Consider the following 17,499-nt stretch of genomic DNA (forward strand, 5'->3'; position numbering starts at 1 on the left):
CTCTCCAGGGCAGGTGTTATCCCGACGCCCCTTGGTCCTCAACCTCAAGAATTCTGCGCTCCCTGGGCAGCTGCGAGATCAGCCTTCCGGGGGTGTAGAGGCCGCAGCCTATCACAGAGCCCGTGTGCCTGACAACCACGTAACCCCTTTCCGCCGGTGCTCTCAGCTCCAGACTCTCGCCCGCAAAGAAGCGTCTCGCCATCTCATCATCCAGATCGATGACGTTCTTTCTCGCGTATCTGCCCCAGAGCTGTAGCGCGTAGGTGGTCGGCTTCCACGGGCTCTCGCGCATCGATATCACCCTCATCCCGATGCTCTCGCACCTGAACGGCGGGATCTCCGGAAGGCTGAACGCCCATATCATTCTGCCGCGCCTGAAGAAGCTGTATCCTTCGAACACCTCCTCAGGGATGTCAAATCTCTCCTTCCACATCGCTACCACTGTATCTTTATTCACCAGCTGAAAGCCTTCTGCGGAGCTTCGCGACAAAGAATCCCCCCGTGTCGTTCTCGTGCGGATAATACCTTCTGCATTTCACGAGCTCCTCGCCGTAATCGGTGTTGTTCCAAGATGCCAGACCAGGGCTTGAGCGGAGACCTGGGATCGTGAATTCCTCCACATCAGCGAGATCGAGCACCCTGGACACAACCCCCTCGTTCTCCTCCGGAGCGAACGTGCATGTGGAGTAGACCACAACCCCTCCTGGCCTTGTCAGCTGTATCGCCCTGCGCAGGAGTGATACCTGCAGGTTTTGCAGATCGATGCTTCTCTTTAAAGAACACCTTGCGATCACTCCCGGATATCTTCGAGCGGTGCCCTCGCTCGAGCATGGCGCATCTACAAGCGCCCTGTCGAAGGTGTACTGCGGAAAGCGTCTACCATCATATGATGTGACAACAGCGTTGACCACGCCGAGCCTCTCGAGGTTGGCCCGGAGCGGCACGATGCGTGCCGATGAGCTGTCGTTCGCGACCACCATCCCCCTGTTCGACATCTGCATGCTCATCTGCGCGGCCTTTCCGCCGGGAGCTGCACAGAGGTCCAGTATCCGCTCGCCAGGCTGCGGGTCGAGGACCACCGGCGGCAGCATGGATATCTCCTCCTGCACGTGAATCAGGCCCATGTGAAACTCCATAAGCCTTCCCGGCTTCTCTGCATCCAGCCTCAGCCCGAGCGGATACCAGCTCATGCGCTCGTACCCGATCCCCAGCCGCTCCAGCCTGGAGAGCAGCTCGGGGACAGAGGTCTTCAGTGTATTTATTCTGATGGTCACCGGCAGCGGCCTGCTCATGAAATCCAGGAATGCATCGAAATCGGGTATAATATCGCGGTACCTCTCCAGGTGCTCGTATCCCATGTGCGGTGTGGTGAATGCTTATCGGCAAAATATCTTGGCCTCTGAGAAAAGCACCTGCTCCAGATGATACCGTGAGAGCAGATCTCATCATGGAGCTTCGCGGGTCATCGCTTTCGAAATACTATCACCACTGCTTTCATTTGCCTGACACCCCAGCAAGCTGGATTTCGGGGGGAACAGATACAGGAAGTGACTATGGTCGCTGAACATAAAAAGTCGGCCTCGCTCGATATTTCCGGTAATCTGTGGGCATCGTTCAAGCACAAACCGTCCGGATGCGATGCCACCGGGACGAAAGTTTGATATCCAGTCGCGCCCTCAACACACAGGGTGGTCTGATGAAGTTCAAGGAGTGGACCCGGCCGATCAGGAAGTTTGATGACATATACTACACAATCGAGAGGATCATCTACGGGAGGGGCAAGCTTAGCGGTTTTACGTCAGAGGATATCTACAACAACCTCCACGACAAGCGCTTCTTCAGGGATGCGGCAGATCTTCACAATTATCTCCTGGCCAAGGGCAAGACCTACAGGATAAGGCCCAAGGACGGCGGCTGGGAGAGGATCTGGTAGAGTTCGCCCACCGCATGGTTGAAGTGCGGGCAACCATAATCTTTTTGGCCTGTGAGGTTGAAAAGAAGACAGAGATGCCGGAGATATTTGGCATTGGTAATTAGCTCTGCCAATTCGTGATGCCACAGATCCGCCGAATCCGATGGGCTGGCCGTGTTTTCTGGCTGCGGCTTCCCTCAGATCTCCCTGAGCAGCGATTCTGCGGCCCTGGCCACGGCCTCTCTCGAGCTCAGCCTCGGCCTCCAGCCGAGCTGTCTTATCGCATCTGTTGAAAGGCACATCAGCTTCACATCCCCCTTCCAGCCCCTTCCATCGATCCCTCCGGTGAATCTGTACCTCACACCGTCCAGACCCATCGTTTTGACGACTATATCCGCGATCTCCCTGACATCGACAGTGTCCTGTGAGCCTATGTTGTATATGTTCACCTGATCATCTGCATGCTCGACACAGTGGATCATCGCGTCCACGCAGTCCCTGACATCGAGATAGGACTTCCGCTGCGCACCTGATCCGAGAATCTCGAGCTCGTTCGGGTTTGCCCTTAGCTTTCTTATGAAATCCACGATAACCCCGTGGTTCCCGCGCTCTCCCACTATGTTCGCGAAGCGGTATATCCACGCCTGCATGTCGAACGTGTGGCAGTAAGATGATATCATCGCCTCGCATGCGAGCTTCGATGCCCCGTAGAGCGATATCGGCTTCAGCGGGCCGTAGTCCTCCGGCGTGGGTATGATCTTCGCCTCCCCATACACAGTCGATGTCGATGTGAACGCTATTCTCCTGACCCCAGCTCTTCGCATCGCCTCGAGGAGGTTGTAGGTGGTGAGGGCGTTCTGCTCGAGGTGGACCCTCGTATCAGTCTCGCCCACTGCAACAGAGGGGTTGGCAGCGAGATGGAACACAATATCCTTGTCCTTCACAGCATCGTAGACCTCAAGCCTGTCGAGCAGATCAGCCTCTATGAGCCTGAAGCGCGGATTGGATTCGTGTGCCCTGAGATACTCCCGCTTTCCCGTGCTCATATTGTCTATGACTGTAACATCATTGTGTTTTATCAGCGCATCTACCAGATGAGATCCTATGAACCCTGCACCGCCAGTTACCAGAACCGACATGTCTCTGAGTATGGGCATGCTTTGAGGGTACGTGAGAGGTATGATATATCTTTTGGAGATTTACGTTCAGATGTGGCTGAATCCTCATCGTCCGGAGGCCAGTGTTCCTTGTTGGGTCGTGTACTTGTATCATTAAGAGATAGCCCCATGCGGCCGCATGGGATCCACACAGCATCATGCCAGTGCACACTGATTCCTTACAGCCTACTCTGGAGCCCACGAGCTTGTTGATATGAAGCAGATCTTCACTCTGAACCTCTGAGCCTCAGGACGTACAGCTCCTCGAAGAAGTACCTCTCCCTGGCCACGATCTCCGTGGTGAACCCCAACGCCTGGGCCAGCTCCACGACCTCTTCCAGCCCCGTGAGGGAGGAGATGAGGAGAAGTATCCTCCCCCGAGGGCTCATGATACCCTTCGCGCCACTCAGAAACCTCGCTATCACCTCTCTCCCATCAGCTCCGCCGTCGAGAGCTGCTGAAAGCCAACGATCATCCTCAGGAATTGAATCTGACCCCTCATCTGCGGGCAGATACGGTGGATTGAAAAGAATGAGATCGAATCTCGCGCCTATTCCATGGAACAGATCCGCTCTGACCGCAGGTATGCCCAGAGATGCCGCTGCTTTCACAGCATGGGGATTGATATCTGTGGCCAGTATGCTTCTGACCCTGGATGCAAGAGATTTTGATATCACCCCAGAGCCGCACCCGATCTCTATTACAGAGTCGTCGGCCCTGGCTTCAGCGATCGCAGCACGCATGAGGAGATATGTGTCCTCAGATGGGGGGTACACGTTCACCATTTCGCCCCCTTTTTGGTGAAGCGAGATTTATCAGACACGGTGACCCTGCATAGTATACGCACGCTTTGCTTTTCCCGGTGCTCGATCTGAGCATAGGTCTGCTGAGCATATGTCTGGATGCAAATATTAGCAAGCCTGCAGCACAACCTGAAATTCAGCTTTGCATTGTCTTTCTCCTGCACATATCCATCGCCATAAGGAATCCGCGGGCTCTCTCAGCCAGAGGATATCTGTTCACAAGCGACCTGAAGCGCGGCCCGTGGTTCGGCTCGATCATGTGCGCGAGCTCGTGCACGATCACGTAATCCTCCACCCAGACAGGCATGCCTTTGAGCCGGGAGCTTATCCTTATCGTCCCCTCCGATGGCGTGCAGGATCCATATCGTTTATCCATTCTGTCTGAGTACGAGATGCTTTTCCAAGACACAGCACCTCCGAGGTACTTCATGTTGAGCCGCATGGCCCTCTGCTCCAGATGGGAGTCGTCTCTCGATCTCCTCCTCTCCACCCTGCTCCTGAACCTGGCGATGTGCGCCTCGAGATCCCTATCGGGGATATCGGCCGGAGCCAGGACTTCTATCCTGTCCCCCTTTAGCCTTATCTCAATCGTCTTCTGTCTGCGTTTCGAGCGCCTGATCTCAACATCCACAATCGATCACCCCCACTTTGCGATATATGGTGTGCGGACCTCGCATCCTCTTGAGATTCTGTTGGTTCCACCCTCCAGGCATCTCTGTGTGGCATCTTCATATACCTAAAATGCTCTGCTAGGAGTTATGATCCACAGGGGCACGAGAACGAAAGGCGGCACTATGCCGCTCGAGACGCAGAAGAAGGTCGACGCGCTTCTGGATGAGTTCGTCAGCTTTGTCAATGAGATCTCGGATTCAAGACATCTGCAGCGCGGTATCGCGCGATCGTCACTGCCATGCAGCATCGTGGTCGTTCTGGACCGCAGCAAGCTTCTTGTCATCGCGCAGTTCAGGCCGAACAACCTCTCATCGATGTACCTATCAGCAGAGCACATCGAGCTCGCCGCAGACCAGGCTCTCTCCAAGGCGAGCTGGGAGTTCGGCTTCGAGGACCCATTCCTGCTTCAGTTCCCTGCGGATCTGCTCGATATGCAACCTGCGGATCGCGCAGATGACCTCAGAAGGATGGCCGAAGAGCATGTCGATTCTGAGTTCCTGCGCTTCATGGGCATGCTCAGCATGCTCAGACTGAGGCCGGCCTTCGGACCCGCGCCATACATCCTGGAGAACAGCTGTGCGGTTCTCTCTCGCGAGGGAGAAAAGGAGGTATGCGATGCGGTCTCGGCTGCGCTCGATAATCTCAGGGTCCAGCCGATCATGCTCAGAGGCATAACAGCGACAGAGCTCTCCCTCAGGCAGGCATGGCGTGCGATCTGCAGCTCAAGACTGGTCATCGCAGATCTCACAGAGAGAAACGCTGATGTCATGTACGGCCTGGGGATGGCGCATGCTGTTGGAAAACCCGCTCTTGTAATCCACATGAATGGAGAACACGTGGCATTCCCCGGGCATAAGCTCCCGTACAGCCCGTCTGATATGCGATCCCTGAAGTCAAATCTTGAGAAGGCGCTGAACGATCTGCTGGGGCCGGTCCTCAACCTATAAAAGAATTTCTGAAGCCATATATCATGAAATCTCCTTGGGTGTATTGGTGGCGGAAACCTCGCCCTTCAGGGCGTGGTGGAGCGTACCCCAACCCAGTAATACTTATCTTTCTGTACAGAATATTCCCCTGAGATGCCTTCGGACTGAGAAGACACTCCTCTGCGGAGAAACGGTTTCAATGGAATGACGACAGGCATATCGGAGCGTTCCGAATCCGCAGCAATGCGGAAGCTGAAACCTGCATTTGAGGCCAGGATCTGCTCCAGGGCCGCCGCTCTTCGGAGCTCGGTCTTGCAAGCCGATGTCAACCGGCCTATTGTCTCGGACATGTCGGAATCTCCGTATGGCGCCAGGGACAAGCTCCAGCCTTCAGGCCGGAGCAGTTGACATAGAGTTATATACGTCTACCTAAATAGCGTGAACCGGTCTCAGAGTTCCAGCTTCCAGGGGTTCCAGGAGGGGAATAGGTATTGAAAAAGATTAGATTGGCAGTAGCAGGGGTGGGCAACTGCGCGAGCTCTCTGATCCAGGGCATTGAGTATTACAAAAACCGGAGCGCGGAGGAGTGCGTCGGCCTCATGCACTACGACATCTGCGGTTACAGGCCAGGTGATATAGATGTCGTGGCAGCTTTTGATATCGATGCCAGGAAGGTCGGTCGTGATATCAGCGAGGCCATATTTGCCAGGCCGAACTGCACCAAGGTGTTCTATCCAGATGTTCCATACAAGGGTGTCGAGGTCAGGATGGGCCCGGTGCTAGATGGTGTGGCGCCGCACATGATGGATTACCCTGAGGAAAGCACATTCGTCGTAGCAGATCAGCAGCCATGCGATGTTCGGAGGGTGCTTGAGGACAGCGGCGCTGAGATACTGATAAACTACATGCCTGTGGGATCTGAGAGAGCGACGAGGTTCTATGCGCAGGCTGCCCTGGATGCTGGCGTGGCCTTCATCAACTGCATGCCCGTCTTCATAGCATCCGACAGGGAATGGGCGATGAGGTTCCAGGAAAGGGGCATCCCTGTGGTCGGAGACGATATAAAATCGCAGATCGGTGCCACAATAGTCCACAGGACGCTGGCGAAGCTCTTCATGGACCGCGGCTGCCGGCTCGACAGGACCTATCAGCTCAACGTTGGAGGAAACACAGACTTCCTGAACATGCTCAGCAGGGATCGGCTTAGATCGAAGAAGATATCAAAGACAGAGGCCGTCCAGTCTGTTCTGGATGCACCTCTCGATCCTGAGAACATACACATAGGGCCGTGTGATTACATACCATGGCAGAAGGACAACAAGATCTGCTTCCTGCGGATGGAGGGGAGGATCTTCGGGGACGTTCCCATAAATCTGGAGCTCAGGCTCTCTGTTGAGGACTCGCCCAACAGCGCAGGCTGCACGATCGATGCGATAAGGGTGTGCAAGCTGGCGATCGAGAGAGGCATCGGCGGACCCCTTCTGGAGATTTCGTCCTATACGATGAAGCACCCCCCCGTCCAGTACCCGGACGAGGTGGCCAGAGAGCTCGTCGAGAGGTTCATAGCAGAGTCGAAGAGCGTGATCGAGGCAAAAGTTTAGCATTCCATGCTGTGTGATTCCCCATCCTGGAGCATGTGAAGATCACGGCTGTACTTGCAGATGATTGCAAACTGAGCGAGATATCCAAAGTCCAACATCCTGATATAAAATTTTGTAGATGTAAAGTGCATCAGCATGCTGCTCTTGGGCAGAAGGTTGACGAGAGGACTATACGCGATTGTGAATATGCTGCTCATCCCAGAATTCGGGAGGTATTATGATACGACGCATAGTTTTAGATGTGCTGAAGCCGCATAAGCCCACGATCATAGAGCTTGCGAACGTGCTCAGCAATCTCAAGGGCGTGAAGGGGGTCAACATGAGCTTGTTTGAGGTGGACAGGCAGACAGAGACTGTTAAGGTCACCATCGAGGGTGACAACATAGACTATCTCGCTGTGGAGAAGCTCATCCAGGAGTTCGGCGGCGCTGTTCACAGCATCGATCAGGTTGTCGCTGGCAGGGAGATGGTGGAGGAGATCGATACCTGCCAGGAGCCCTAGGATCTCCTCTTCTTCAGAGCCCTCGCTATGCTCCTCAGCGTCTTCGTTTTGCTGCCCTTCTTCAGAACCAGCACCCTGCCGGGCTGGTCGTACCAGCTCTTCGGATAGCACTTCTCACGCTCCACCACGGGATCCAGGCCGAGATCCTCGGAGACGCGGATTATATCCTCCAGCTTCGGATTGCGCACCGCATCTGCTGTGGCGACCCTTCTGCCCTGATCCCTGCTCCGGTCCAGATCAAAGTAAGCAGGCCATATGACGAGCCGATCCTCAGGCATGTGGATCTCTCTGTTCAGTATCCACTTAAGCTTTTGGGACAGTGACTTCCTCTCCGGCTGAAGACCGGAGTTTGCGCACTGTTTATTCTCTATCATCAATCCATTGCGATTGATGTGAGTGCCTCTACAGTGTGAGATCCAGAAATGGCGTCTGCTGTTTTGGGGGATTGAGAGCACAGCTCTTCACCGGCACAACGACATGCATCTTTATAGTGGTGGTTGTATACACCATCTCATGGAGATGTGGAAGATCCTGCTGATATGCCTCCTGATGCTGCCTGCATTCTTTGCTTTGAATTACCTGGTGGTCGTCTACATGGCGAGGAGCAGAAGGGACAGGGAGATGCGGGTTGAGAGGTTCGTCGGCGATTCTGTGGGCAGGGACTACAGAGCTCACAGATTCGTCACAAGAAGGTACAGGCCGAGGAGAAGATGAGCATGTTGCAGTGAGCAGACTCGAAGCGACCGGATGGCCTGCGAGCTCAGCATTCACTGGCTTATTCACCGCATGAGTCCCGACAGCCACATGCCCTCAACGGTGAGATACCGAGACGCTGGAGAACCGCAGAATATTTGGATGCATGTAAAGAGAGTTCGGATCATGACCAGCATCAAGAATGCTCCGAGGACCGCGACCACGATCAAGGTGAGATCGAAGCCTGAGTACATGATAAGCAGATCCAGGGATCCGTATCATGAGCTGATGCTGCGCTTGTTCAAGGATGAGACGACCGCGATGCGGGGAAGGAGGTTTCTGGGCATCGTCGAGGAGAGGATGCGTGAGGGAAACCCGCTGAGGACAGACGAGTGGGAGAGCTTGATCAGAGAGCTTGGGATAAGCAGGTCGGCATTCTATGCGATGAGGAACAAGCTTCTTGGCGCGGGCCTGATCTCCATAAGAGGGGGAGAGTACAGGCTCTCAGGGGCGTTCAGCAAGGATCTCGTGGACATGGCGAGATGGTGGTGGACCGCTGTTCTCGGAAACAGCCTGGAGAACCTCTAGCCCAGGATAAAGGTTAAATTATCACGTGCGATCCTACCATCGGAGGATTTTGGTATGGACAGGTACGAGCAGGTGACCGAGCTGGCGAGAAGACGTGGCTTCATGTGGCCGTCCTTCGAGCTCTACGGTGGTGCTGCTGGCTTCTACGACTACGGTCCTCTCGGAGCCAGGCTGAAGAGGAGGATAGAGGACATCTGGAGGAGATTCTTCGTCATAGGAGAGGGGTTCGCAGAGATCGAGTGCCCGACGATAGGCATCGAGGAGGTTTTCAGGGCATCAGGCCATCTGAGCGGCTTCTCCGATCCTTTAACAGAGTGCAAGGATTGCAAGGAGATATACAGGGCAGATCATCTCATAAAGCACATCGTGGAGGTACCCGATGCTCTCTCAGCTGAGGAGATATACAGGGTTATAAAGGAGAACGATATCACCTGTCCGGAGTGCGGTGGGGAACTCTCTGAGGTGTACGAGTTCAACCTGATGTTCAGAACCGCGATCGGTCCTGGCAACAGGCATCCCGGGTACCTCAGGCCTGAGACAGCGCAGGGCATGTTCATAAACTTCCAGAGGCTTCTCAGGTACTACCGCGATTCCCTGCCCTTCGGCGCTGTCCAGATTGGAAGATCCTACAGGAATGAGATATCACCGAGGCAGGGGGTGATACGGCTCAGGGAGTTCAGCCAGGCCGAAGCAGAGGTCTTCATAGATCCCAGGAACAAACACCATCCGCGATTCTCAGAGGTTAAAGATCTCCGGCTGAGGCTATACTCCAGGGAGGCTCAGGAGCGCGGCCAGGTCGATGAGATGACCGTCGGAGAGGCCGTGGAGCGCGGAATCATAGCACATGAGATCCTCGCGTACTTCGTCGCAAGGACCTATGAGTACCTGGTGGCTGTTGGCGTTGACAGGGAGCGGCTCAGGTTCAGACAGCACAAGGCGGATGAGATGGCGCATTATGCAGCTGACTGCTGGGATGCAGAGGTCCTGCTCGACCGTCTCGGCTGGATAGAGATCGTCGGCATAGCAGACCGCACTGACTACGATCTCAGGTCCCACATGGCTCTTAGCAAGGCGAACCTGAGCGTGTTCGTACACTACCCTGAGCCGGTCAGGCGCAAAAGGATCGCTGTAAAGCCTGACATGAAGGCGCTTGGGCCCAGGTTCAAGGGCAGAGCAAAGGCGATAGCAGAAGCCATCCAGGCGATGGATCTCTCGAATCTCAAAGACGATACCATAAAGGTCACAGTGGATGGCGAGACATACGAGATCGAGAGGGGCCTTGTATCTGTGGAGGAGATAGAGGAGGAGATACGCGGCGAGGAGGTGGTGCCGCACGTCATCGAGCCCTCCTTCGGGATAGACAGGATCCTGTACACGGTGCTCGAGCATTCCTATCACGAAGAGCCTGTGGAGGGCGAGACAAGGGTGGTGCTGAGGTTCCTGCCCGGCATATCCCCCGTGGATGTCGCGATTCTCCCACTCATGGACAAGGATGAGCTGGTCGAGCCTGCGAGGAGGATCTTCGATGCGTTCAGGAGATGCGGCATGCTCGCGGAGTTCGACACATCCGGATCGATCGGGCGGAGGTACAGGCGCAACGATGAGATTGGGACACCGTACTGCATCACCGTCGATTACCAGACGCTCGAGGACGGGACGGTCACGGTGCGGGACAGGGACACAATGAAGCAGATCAGGATCGGAGAGGACAGAGCGGTTGATGTCATCAGGGATCTCCTTTCCGGAGCTCTCTGCTTCTCAGAGGCCGGCGCACCTGTAAAAGCATGATGGCTGCCGAGAACTGGCGCGCCTGTCTGATCAGGGAGATCAGGAGGAAGGCCATACATCTCACCGGCCTGTCCGTGCCGATCCTCCTCCTCAAGGCCGGCTGGTGCATAACGGTCTGGTTCGTCGCCACAGCACTGCTTGTTGCGGTCGTCCTGGAGACGCTCAGGCTCAGAGGGATGATACGGCTCCCCGAGGTCAGGGAGAGCGAGCAGGGGCGCGTGGCAGGATATTTCTTCTACATATCAGGATGTCTTTTGACTGTGGTTCTTTTCAGCGAGGTGATCGCCGCGCTGGCGATACTCATGCTCTGCATAGGCGATGCTGCCAGCGGCATCGTCGGATCTGTGGTCGTGGGATCAAACGTGCGCGATCCCGGCACTCCACGGAAGAGAAAGCCTCGGGTCGTTTCGGCGGCCATGCTCACGGTCTGCGTGCTCCTGGGCGTTCTCTCCTCCAGCTTCACTCACATACCACCACATGTGTACCTGGCGGGTGCTGCAGGCGCGACCCTTGCAGATTCTGTGCCGATCTTCGTAAAGGGCAGGTCGGTGGACGACAACTTCACAATACCCTTAGTAGCCGGCGCGCTGATGGCAGGAGCATCGATGCTATGAGATGATGCATGCCTCCACCTTTCAGCAGCCACTGCACCTTCGCGCTCCGCGCGCCCTTGTGCAGCAGATGCATGCAGATGAAACGCGATCTCTCGCTTCACATTCCGGCAGATTTAGATAGATTGCCGGTCACCCAATAAAAGATGATCTGCCGGCTCAGGAGTTCGATCCTTCTGCTTCTGCTGATCAGCGTAACACCTGATTCGTCTGCGATTACAGTCGCTGCTGACGAGATCATGCAGAGGGTGATCTCTGGAGAGTCTGTTATTCTCGATGGCGTAACCGTCTCAGGATCCCTGAACCTATCCGGAATAGAGCCGAGGATTGTGAGAAGGGAGTTCGTCATCACGGACTCAGAGATTGGCGATGCGGACCTCAGCGGAGTGGTGTTTGAGGGCGCTGTGAACCTCACCGGCACCAGGTTCGACGATCTCACTTTCGAGTCTGCTGTGTTCTCCCAGGGCGCGATCTTCGATCAGATCGAGGTCTCAGGCGATGCAAGCTTCGAGGGAGCTCACTTCAAGCGGGATGCGAGCTTCTCCGGATCCAGGTTCTCGGGAGCTGCTGAGATGAACTTCACAGCCTTTGACGACTACGGGTACTTTGCCGAGAGCGCGTTTCTTGGAGGGCTGCGAATTTCAAGCTCCGCATTCCAGGGGTTTGCTGATTTTTACGGAGCCCGCATCTCCGGGGATTTTATCTGCCTGAACACAGAGTTCAGCGACGGGGCTGGCTTCATGAGCACAGAGTTCGAGGAGGACGCGAACTTCGGCATGTCGAGCTTCGCGGGATACACATCTTTCGAGGGGTCTGTGTTCAGGGGTGATGCGAACTTCGCCCTTGCAAGGTTTGATAAGGCTGTTTACTTCGGAGATATCACATTCGAGGGTGACGCGATCTTCGGGCTTACACAGTTCGAGGGTCTCGCAAACTTCGCAGGCACGCATTTCCTGGGCGATCTCAACCTGAACAGCGCGCGCATCGATGCGTTTGTCTTGGAGAACACAACATTCGGGAGCGCATCGAGGATAAACCTGAAGGGCGCTGAGTTCAGGAGGCTCACAGCGCCATGGTCCCAAATGAAGGATCATCTCCTCTACGACGGCGCAACCTATCTCGCTCTGGTCAAGAACTACCAGGACCTGGAGTGGTTTGAGGATGCTGACGACTGCTACTACGATTACAGGAGGGAGGCGCAGCGCAGAAAGCCCTTCGGCTGGGGCAGGATCATCGATTACCTCGCATGGATAACATGTGGCTACGGGGTCAGGCCGAGCTATCCCTTCGTCTGGTCGATCGTGGTGATGGCACTGTTCGGTATGGTCTTCTACCTCGGAAAGGGAATCCAGAGGCAGCCTGTGAAAGAAAATCCGGAGCGCCTTAGGGAGGATTCGCCAGCTGAGGGAACACCCGCATCACTCCATGAGAGCATTTACTTCAGTGCGCTTGTGTATCTATACTCAACAAGCAGCTTGGACTTCAGGCCCTCAGGCATCTACAGGTACCTTGTGATCCTGGAGGGAGTCCTGGGGTGGTTCTTCCTCTCACTGTTTCTGGTCAGCCTCGGGAGGGTGATGATAAGGTAGGATTTGACCAGAACGAACTCTTGCATACCACTGCTGGAGTATCTGAACTTCAGCGCGGTTCTCTGAAGCGCTCACATCAAAGACACATCTGCGGATTCGCCCCTTCAGCACATCTCGCAAAGACGAACCACCCAGCATACTGTCAATTCATAGATCCTCTGGGCCACATGGGTAGCGAAAAATCCTGCCCCCAGCCCGTAGCAGTTGACGGATCTCTGCCCCATCCCGCTCTACGTCGTGTACTTCGCATTGATGTTAACATACTCGTGGGTCAGATCGCATCCGAAGCCGCGGGCGCTCGCTGATCCTGCGCCGAGGTCTATCTGGATTAAGATCTCATCGCTGGACATGACCTTCTTCGCCTCTTCCAGAACGCCATCGACTATGATCCCGCGATCCACAAGCAGCACGGAGCCGCTCCTGGAGCTCATTCTTAAGGATACCCTCGAGGGGTCGAACTCAGCCCCGGATCGACCGGCAGCGCACACGATCCTCCCCCAGTTCGGATCCTCGCCGTAGAGCGCGGCCTTGACGAGATTGCTTCTCGCTATGCTCTTCGCGGCCCTCCGCGCATCCTCGCTGGATGCTGCTCCTGTGACCTCAACCTCCATCGCCTTTGTCGCGCCCTCGCCGTCCCTGGCGATCATTTTGGTCAAGCGCACGCATACATGCTCCAGCGCCTCTCTGAATGATTCTGGATCGCATTCAACCGCCCGGGTGCTGGTCAGGAGCACGGTGTCGTTTGTGCTCGTGTCTCCATCGACTGTCAGCATGTTGAAGCTCACATCCACTGCGTCTTTCAAGAACCTGTAGAGCTCCGGGCCGACATCAGCATCTGTGTAGATGAACGCCAGCATCGTCGCCATATCAGGCTCTATCATGCCCGCGCCCTTGCATATCCCGCCTATCCGAAATCCCTCATGCTCGACAGCGACCTCTTTGACTTTTGTATCAGTTGTCATTATCGCCTGGGCGGCCTCCCTGCTCGCATCAGGGCCTGATCGGAGCGCTGGTGCAGCCTCATCTGCGAGCGAGGAGATGAGATCGAGATCCAGGTAGCGGCCTATGACGCCCGTCGATGCGACGCCGATCATCTCGGGGCCGCATCCGATCATCCCGGCCATTATGCCGGCCATCCTCTCCGCATCCCTGATGCCGCGCACGCCCGTGTATGCATTTGCAGATCCGCTGTTCGCGATTATCCCCTCAATTCTCCCTCCTGATCTTCTCAGATGGTCAATGGTCACCTCTATTGGCGCAGCCCTCACCCTGTTCCTCGTGAAGACGCCAGCTGCATATCCGGAGCATGCGATCATCGCGACGCCGTACCTCCCGCGCTTCACCCCGCATGCCCTCACGCCAGGCACAGCGCATATACCGCCATCGATCTCTCTCATGATACCTCCGCTGAGCCCAGGCCGCTTATGATGTCTCCGCGGGTCAGTATCCCCACCAGCCTGGATCCCTCGACGACCGGCAGCCTGTTTATTCTGTGCTTCGTCATCATCGCTGCAGCCTCCTCTATCGATGCATCCGGGCTCACTGTTATGGGCTTCCTGCTCATGACATCCGATACACGCATCTTTGTTATCTCATCCAGAGAGCGCTTCATGCGCTCCCAGCGTATCACATCCCTCACCGGGATCTCAAATATCTCGAAGGGGCTCGGGAGCCAGAGCTCTCCGCGGTCGTCCTTTGTGGAGAGGATCCTCAGGAGATCCGATTCAGATATCACGCCCACAAGCTCATCCCCATCGAGCACGGGCATGCCGCTTATCCTGTTTTCCCTGAGAAGGCGAGCCGCCTCTGCTATGGGATCGCTCGCCTGGCAGGTGACAGGGTTTCTGTTCATGATGTCCTTAACCAGCATTGTGACCTCCCAGCCAAGGTGTTGCTTCAGCGCCTCTTGTGAGGTTTCGTAGTATTTTCCAGGCTATCTCCTCAGCCCGTTATGCAGTCACACTCGCTAAATTGACTTCCTCTTGGCCAGAATACCGGAGTTCTGCACCATTATTTCTATATCAAGGCGCACCGCCTGGGAACCAGAGACCGGCTGTCTCATCCAGGCCCATCATCAGGTTCATGTTCTGGATCGCCTGGCCGGATGCGCCCTTGACCAGGTTATCTATCGCTGATATCACAACCACGCGGTCGCTGTTCCTCTCTATCTCAAAGCCGATATCGCAGAAGTTCGAGCAGCGGACGTTGCCCAGCATCGGCACACCATCCACAAGCCTCACGAACCTGGCATTTCTGTAGAAGTCGCTGTACAGTTTCGACACGAATTCCCTGTCCTGTATTTTATCCGAGAATGAATCCTTCACGAACACATGAGCTGTTGTCAGAATGCCGCGAACTGCCGGTATCACATGCGGAGTGAAGCTGATCCTGATGTCGCTCTGGAGCCGGGAGAGCTCCTGCTTTATCTCAGGCACGTGCCTGTGGTTCGTCACCCTGTAGCACCTTATGTTCTCCGCCAGGTTCGGGTAGTGGCTGGTCTCCGTCGGCTCGGCGCCAGCACCTGATATTCCTGACTTGGAATCGAAGACCACGCGGTCAATCATCCCGGCTCTCGCCAGTGGCGCGACGGCCAGCGTAGCGCCTGTGGGGTAGCATCCTGGATTCCCCACAAGAGACGCGCCTGCAACCTCGGGGTGCAGCTCAGGCAGGCCGAAGACAGCGTCCCTCGGAGCCCTGTGCTTTATCCCGTATGTCTTCTCGAATACGTCCACGGGCAGCCTGTAGTCTGCGCTCAGATCGATCACCTTTGCGCCATTGTCCAGCAGCTCCGGAACCCAGTCCATCGCAGTTCCATGAGGCACAGCTGTGAACACGACATCGCACCTCTGGGCTATCTCAGAAGGCGATGGAGACTCAAACTTTAGATCGAGCATGCCTCTGAGATGCTGATGTACGGAGACCACCGGCTTTCCGGCAAGCTTTCTGGACGTGACGCAGACGATATTTGCGGATGGATGTACGGAGAGAAGGCGGAGCAGCTCGCCGCCTGTATAGCCTGAACCGCCAACTATTCCTATGTCTATCATGCTGCTTGAAAAGCTCTCTGCTGATATAAATCTGCGGCGCTACACTCTGCCGGAGAGTCTCAGGCTGAGCCGGCCGAGATCTCTTCCCAGCTCCTCGATCATATCTCTGTTCTCCAGCTGGGATAGCCACCGCTCAGGTATCCATGAGGTCCCATACCGGGCGCCTGCAAGAGCCCCCGCCATCGATGCCACAGAGTCCGTATCGCCGCCGGCATTGACCGCCTCCACAAGGGCCTCCTCCGGCTCAAGGCGCACAAAGCAGTAGAACGCAGAGGGCACAGCATCATGCACAGACGGAGATGTACCAAGGAGTTCCAGCGCATCCGATGGATCTCTGTCCGAGTGGAGAAGCACCCTCACCTCCTCCAGCTTTCTTCCGAGATCTGGAGAGATCCTCGAGGCTATCTCTGTTGATACCTCCAGGATCCTCATGCGCGGGAGATCGAGAAGAGATAGAGCAGCACCAACAGCGACCGCAACAGCTCCCGCCCTGGCTGCGCGGCTTCTGTGGGTGACTATGCTCTGGAGCTCGGAGTACCTTGAGACCATGCTCAGATCCCAGTGGTAGACGAGGCCGATCGGCGCAGCCCTCATCGCAGCTCCACAGGTCTCTATGCTGACACCGGCCTCCTGCCAGGGCTTTCCTGAGAGCATGTTCTCTATCGCGGATCTTGTTGTTATCCCCACACCTCTGTTGAGCCTCTCGTCCAGTATCCATTTGGATCCCCATCTGACCAGATGCTCTGCAAAAACATCACCTGAGAAGCCCTGAGCCTCGAGGAGGGACTCCGCCAGGATCAGGGTCTCCTCAGTATCGTCTGTGTACTGGCCTGCCCGGAGCCCGTAATGGAAGTGATGCTCGGGCGCAGGAAGCATATCGACAACTCTTCCAAATGCTCGCTGTATCTCCAGAGCCGAGAACCCCTCAAGCGGCATCCCGAGAGCATCGCCGACCGCGGATCCGAGAAGCGAACCGATAAACTTATCGAGAAGATCCATGCTGTTGAATTAAAATGCAGAGGACAAAAAGCTTGGCCAGCTCGCTGCATGAGACGATGCGGCCTTTAAATCCAGATCTCTCAGATCCGGCAATGCCATCGAATGCGTCGGCCTCTCCAGTCTGGTCGCCCGGGGCATTTAAGAGCGCGCCGGAGAGGTCTGCAGAACCACACTGCATGAATCTGCGCGATAGCTGGGATCTGTTTTACCGCCGGAGTGGGAGATCGTGGGGAGGCATCACGCGGGAGATCCCTGAGCTTCCCTGCGGCTCCAGGGTACTCGAGCTTGGATGTGGCAGCGGGAAGACCCTTCGGGGGATGATCGGCAGAGGATGGCGCATCGTGGCCATCGATATATCCCCAGGGGCGCTCGGGCTTTCGAGATCGATTAAAGATGTATCCGTCATCTTCGATAAGGGAGGTGATGCCGGAACCACATCCTCAAAAGAAATCCACGGGGATCTGGAACTTGTAGCAGCTGACGGCAGGCTGCTCCCCTTCAGGGATGGGACATTCGATGCGGTCTTCGCCTTTCACGTCGTGGGGCATCTGGTCAGGCCGCAGAGATCTGTGATGGCCGGAGAGATCATAAGGGTCACGCGCAGGGGCGGC

Annotated in this window: 20 protein-coding genes; 10 read left to right on the forward strand and 10 right to left on the reverse strand. The window is 55.9% G+C overall.

Annotation, left to right across the window (positions count from 1 at the left end):
* Nucleotides 1-16: 16 nt before the first annotated feature.
* Together QFX31_RS01670 and QFX31_RS01675 are read right to left on the reverse strand one after the other, a co-directional pair.
* Nucleotides 17-433, reverse strand: coding sequence for a hypothetical protein (locus QFX31_RS01670; protein ID WP_348530408.1), 417 nt, complete (start codon nt 431-433; stop codon nt 17-19).
* Between the two features lie 16 nt (nt 434-449).
* On the reverse strand, nt 450-1,358 hold the full coding sequence (locus QFX31_RS01675; RefSeq protein ID WP_348530409.1) for an RsmB/NOP family class I SAM-dependent RNA methyltransferase: 909 nt from the start codon (nt 1,356-1,358) through the stop codon (nt 450-452).
* 338 nt (nt 1,359-1,696) lie between these two features.
* Between QFX31_RS01675 and QFX31_RS01680 the strand changes: the two genes are divergently transcribed.
* The gene (locus QFX31_RS01680) at nt 1,697-1,933 is read left to right on the forward strand and encodes a hypothetical protein (protein ID WP_296608358.1); all 237 of its coding nucleotides are present in this window, start codon (nt 1,697-1,699) and stop codon (nt 1,931-1,933) included.
* Between the two features lie 176 nt (nt 1,934-2,109).
* Here the strand turns inward: QFX31_RS01680 and QFX31_RS01685 are convergent, their stop codons facing one another.
* The 3 genes from QFX31_RS01685 to QFX31_RS01695 form a co-directional block, all read right to left on the reverse strand.
* Complete coding sequence (locus tag QFX31_RS01685) at nt 2,110-3,069, reverse strand: NAD-dependent epimerase/dehydratase family protein (protein WP_348530411.1); 960 nt, start codon at nt 3,067-3,069, stop codon at nt 2,110-2,112.
* Nucleotides 3,070-3,296: 227 nt separating this feature from the next.
* Complete coding sequence (locus QFX31_RS01690; RefSeq protein WP_348530412.1) at nt 3,297-3,854, reverse strand: HemK2/MTQ2 family protein methyltransferase; 558 nt, start codon at nt 3,852-3,854, stop codon at nt 3,297-3,299.
* 154 nt (nt 3,855-4,008) lie between these two features.
* Nucleotides 4,009-4,503, reverse strand: a complete 495-nt coding sequence (locus QFX31_RS01695) for a M48 family metallopeptidase (protein WP_348530413.1) — start codon at nt 4,501-4,503, stop codon at nt 4,009-4,011.
* 127 nt (nt 4,504-4,630) lie between these two features.
* Between QFX31_RS01695 and QFX31_RS01700 the strand changes: the two genes are divergently transcribed.
* From QFX31_RS01700 to QFX31_RS01710, 3 genes are all read left to right on the forward strand, one after another.
* Nucleotides 4,631-5,491, forward strand: a complete 861-nt coding sequence (locus QFX31_RS01700; RefSeq protein ID WP_348530414.1) for a hypothetical protein — start codon at nt 4,631-4,633, stop codon at nt 5,489-5,491.
* A gap of 470 nt (nt 5,492-5,961) precedes the next feature.
* Nucleotides 5,962-7,071 carry an inositol-3-phosphate synthase gene (locus QFX31_RS01705; RefSeq protein WP_348530415.1) on the forward strand — a complete coding sequence of 370 codons (1,110 nt, stop codon included), beginning with the start codon at nt 5,962-5,964 and terminating at the stop codon, nt 7,069-7,071.
* A 217-nt stretch (nt 7,072-7,288) separates the two neighbouring features.
* Nucleotides 7,289-7,573, forward strand: coding sequence for a DUF211 domain-containing protein (locus QFX31_RS01710; protein ID WP_297757073.1), 285 nt, complete (start codon nt 7,289-7,291; stop codon nt 7,571-7,573).
* Here the strand turns inward: QFX31_RS01710 and QFX31_RS01715 are convergent.
* A complete protein-coding gene (locus tag QFX31_RS01715; protein WP_348530416.1) occupies nt 7,570-7,947 on the reverse strand; it encodes a signal recognition particle protein Srp19 in 378 nt (125 codons plus the stop codon). The genes QFX31_RS01710 and QFX31_RS01715 overlap by 4 nt on opposite strands.
* Before the next feature lie 139 nt (nt 7,948-8,086).
* Between QFX31_RS01715 and QFX31_RS01720 the strand changes: the two genes are divergently transcribed.
* The 5 genes from QFX31_RS01720 to QFX31_RS01740 all read left to right on the forward strand — a co-directional run bounded on the left by QFX31_RS01720 (nt 8,087) and on the right by QFX31_RS01740 (nt 12,842).
* A complete protein-coding gene (locus QFX31_RS01720; RefSeq protein ID WP_348530417.1) occupies nt 8,087-8,287 on the forward strand; it encodes a hypothetical protein in 201 nt (66 codons plus the stop codon).
* A gap of 165 nt (nt 8,288-8,452) precedes the next feature.
* Complete coding sequence (locus QFX31_RS01725) at nt 8,453-8,854, forward strand: hypothetical protein (RefSeq protein WP_348530418.1); 402 nt, start codon at nt 8,453-8,455, stop codon at nt 8,852-8,854.
* A gap of 54 nt (nt 8,855-8,908) precedes the next feature.
* On the forward strand, nt 8,909-10,642 hold the full coding sequence (gene glyS, locus QFX31_RS01730; protein ID WP_348530419.1) for a glycine--tRNA ligase: 1,734 nt from the start codon (nt 8,909-8,911) through the stop codon (nt 10,640-10,642).
* Entirely contained in the window at nt 10,639-11,256 is a 618-nt protein-coding gene (locus tag QFX31_RS01735) for a hypothetical protein (protein WP_348530420.1), read from the forward strand. Before glyS ends, QFX31_RS01735 begins: the two co-directional genes overlap by 4 nt.
* 143 nt (nt 11,257-11,399) lie before the next feature.
* A complete protein-coding gene (locus QFX31_RS01740; RefSeq protein WP_348530421.1) occupies nt 11,400-12,842 on the forward strand; it encodes a pentapeptide repeat-containing protein in 1,443 nt (480 codons plus the stop codon).
* A 230-nt stretch (nt 12,843-13,072) separates the two neighbouring features.
* Here QFX31_RS01740 and argJ read toward each other — a convergent pair whose 3' ends face one another.
* From argJ to QFX31_RS01760, 4 genes are all read right to left on the reverse strand, one after another.
* On the reverse strand, nt 13,073-14,239 hold the full coding sequence (gene argJ / locus QFX31_RS01745; RefSeq protein WP_348530422.1) for a bifunctional ornithine acetyltransferase/N-acetylglutamate synthase: 1,167 nt from the start codon (nt 14,237-14,239) through the stop codon (nt 13,073-13,075).
* The gene (locus tag QFX31_RS01750) at nt 14,236-14,712 is read right to left on the reverse strand and encodes a CBS domain-containing protein (protein ID WP_348530423.1); all 477 of its coding nucleotides are present in this window, start codon (nt 14,710-14,712) and stop codon (nt 14,236-14,238) included. Before QFX31_RS01750 ends, argJ begins: the two co-directional genes overlap by 4 nt.
* 151 nt (nt 14,713-14,863) lie before the next feature.
* Nucleotides 14,864-15,889 (reverse strand): N-acetyl-gamma-glutamyl-phosphate reductase, encoded by a 1,026-nt coding sequence (gene argC, locus QFX31_RS01755; protein WP_348530424.1) that lies wholly within the window; start codon nt 15,887-15,889, stop codon nt 14,864-14,866.
* Between the two features lie 39 nt (nt 15,890-15,928).
* Nucleotides 15,929-16,888 (reverse strand): ADP-ribosylglycohydrolase family protein, encoded by a 960-nt coding sequence (locus QFX31_RS01760; protein WP_348530425.1) that lies wholly within the window; start codon nt 16,886-16,888, stop codon nt 15,929-15,931.
* A gap of 32 nt (nt 16,889-16,920) precedes the next feature.
* Between QFX31_RS01760 and QFX31_RS01765 the strand changes: the two genes are divergently transcribed.
* Nucleotides 16,921-17,499, forward strand: a 579-nt coding sequence (locus QFX31_RS01765) for a class I SAM-dependent methyltransferase (RefSeq protein ID WP_348530426.1), incomplete at its 3' end; no start/stop codon positions are given.

It is taken from the genome of Methanothrix sp. (genome assembly GCF_030055635.1).
Classification (GTDB): Archaea; Halobacteriota; Methanosarcinia; order Methanotrichales; family Methanotrichaceae; genus Methanothrix_B.

What these genes read in the sequence shown, in the direction of transcription:
- QFX31_RS01670 (WP_348530408.1), bottom strand. Translation starts at nt 433, where the DNA reads ATGTGGAAGGAGAGATTTGACATCCCTGAGGAGGTGTTCGAAGGATAC.
- glyS (WP_348530419.1), top strand. Translation starts at nt 8,909, where the DNA reads ATGGACAGGTACGAGCAGGTGACCGAGCTGGCGAGAAGACGTGGCTTC.
- QFX31_RS01735 (WP_348530420.1), top strand. Translation starts at nt 10,639, where the DNA reads ATGATGGCTGCCGAGAACTGGCGCGCCTGTCTGATCAGGGAGATCAGG.
- argJ (WP_348530422.1), bottom strand. Translation starts at nt 14,239, where the DNA reads ATGAGAGAGATCGATGGCGGTATATGCGCTGTGCCTGGCGTGAGGGCA.
- QFX31_RS01700 (WP_348530414.1), top strand. Translation starts at nt 4,631, where the DNA reads ATGATCCACAGGGGCACGAGAACGAAAGGCGGCACTATGCCGCTCGAG.
- QFX31_RS01685 (WP_348530411.1), bottom strand. Translation starts at nt 3,069, where the DNA reads ATGCCCATACTCAGAGACATGTCGGTTCTGGTAACTGGCGGTGCAGGG.
- QFX31_RS01715 (WP_348530416.1), bottom strand. Translation starts at nt 7,947, where the DNA reads ATGATAGAGAATAAACAGTGCGCAAACTCCGGTCTTCAGCCGGAGAGG.
- QFX31_RS01720 (WP_348530417.1), top strand. Translation starts at nt 8,087, where the DNA reads ATGGAGATGTGGAAGATCCTGCTGATATGCCTCCTGATGCTGCCTGCA.
- QFX31_RS01750 (WP_348530423.1), bottom strand. Translation starts at nt 14,712, where the DNA reads ATGCTGGTTAAGGACATCATGAACAGAAACCCTGTCACCTGCCAGGCG.
- QFX31_RS01690 (WP_348530412.1), bottom strand. Translation starts at nt 3,854, where the DNA reads ATGGTGAACGTGTACCCCCCATCTGAGGACACATATCTCCTCATGCGT.
- QFX31_RS01725 (WP_348530418.1), top strand. Translation starts at nt 8,453, where the DNA reads ATGACCAGCATCAAGAATGCTCCGAGGACCGCGACCACGATCAAGGTG.
- QFX31_RS01740 (WP_348530421.1), top strand. Translation starts at nt 11,400, where the DNA reads ATGATCTGCCGGCTCAGGAGTTCGATCCTTCTGCTTCTGCTGATCAGC.
- QFX31_RS01710 (WP_297757073.1), top strand. Translation starts at nt 7,289, where the DNA reads ATGATACGACGCATAGTTTTAGATGTGCTGAAGCCGCATAAGCCCACG.
- argC (WP_348530424.1), bottom strand. Translation starts at nt 15,889, where the DNA reads ATGATAGACATAGGAATAGTTGGCGGTTCAGGCTATACAGGCGGCGAG.
- QFX31_RS01680 (WP_296608358.1), top strand. Translation starts at nt 1,697, where the DNA reads ATGAAGTTCAAGGAGTGGACCCGGCCGATCAGGAAGTTTGATGACATA.
- QFX31_RS01760 (WP_348530425.1), bottom strand. Translation starts at nt 16,888, where the DNA reads ATGGATCTTCTCGATAAGTTTATCGGTTCGCTTCTCGGATCCGCGGTC.
- QFX31_RS01675 (WP_348530409.1), bottom strand. Translation starts at nt 1,358, where the DNA reads ATGGGATACGAGCACCTGGAGAGGTACCGCGATATTATACCCGATTTC.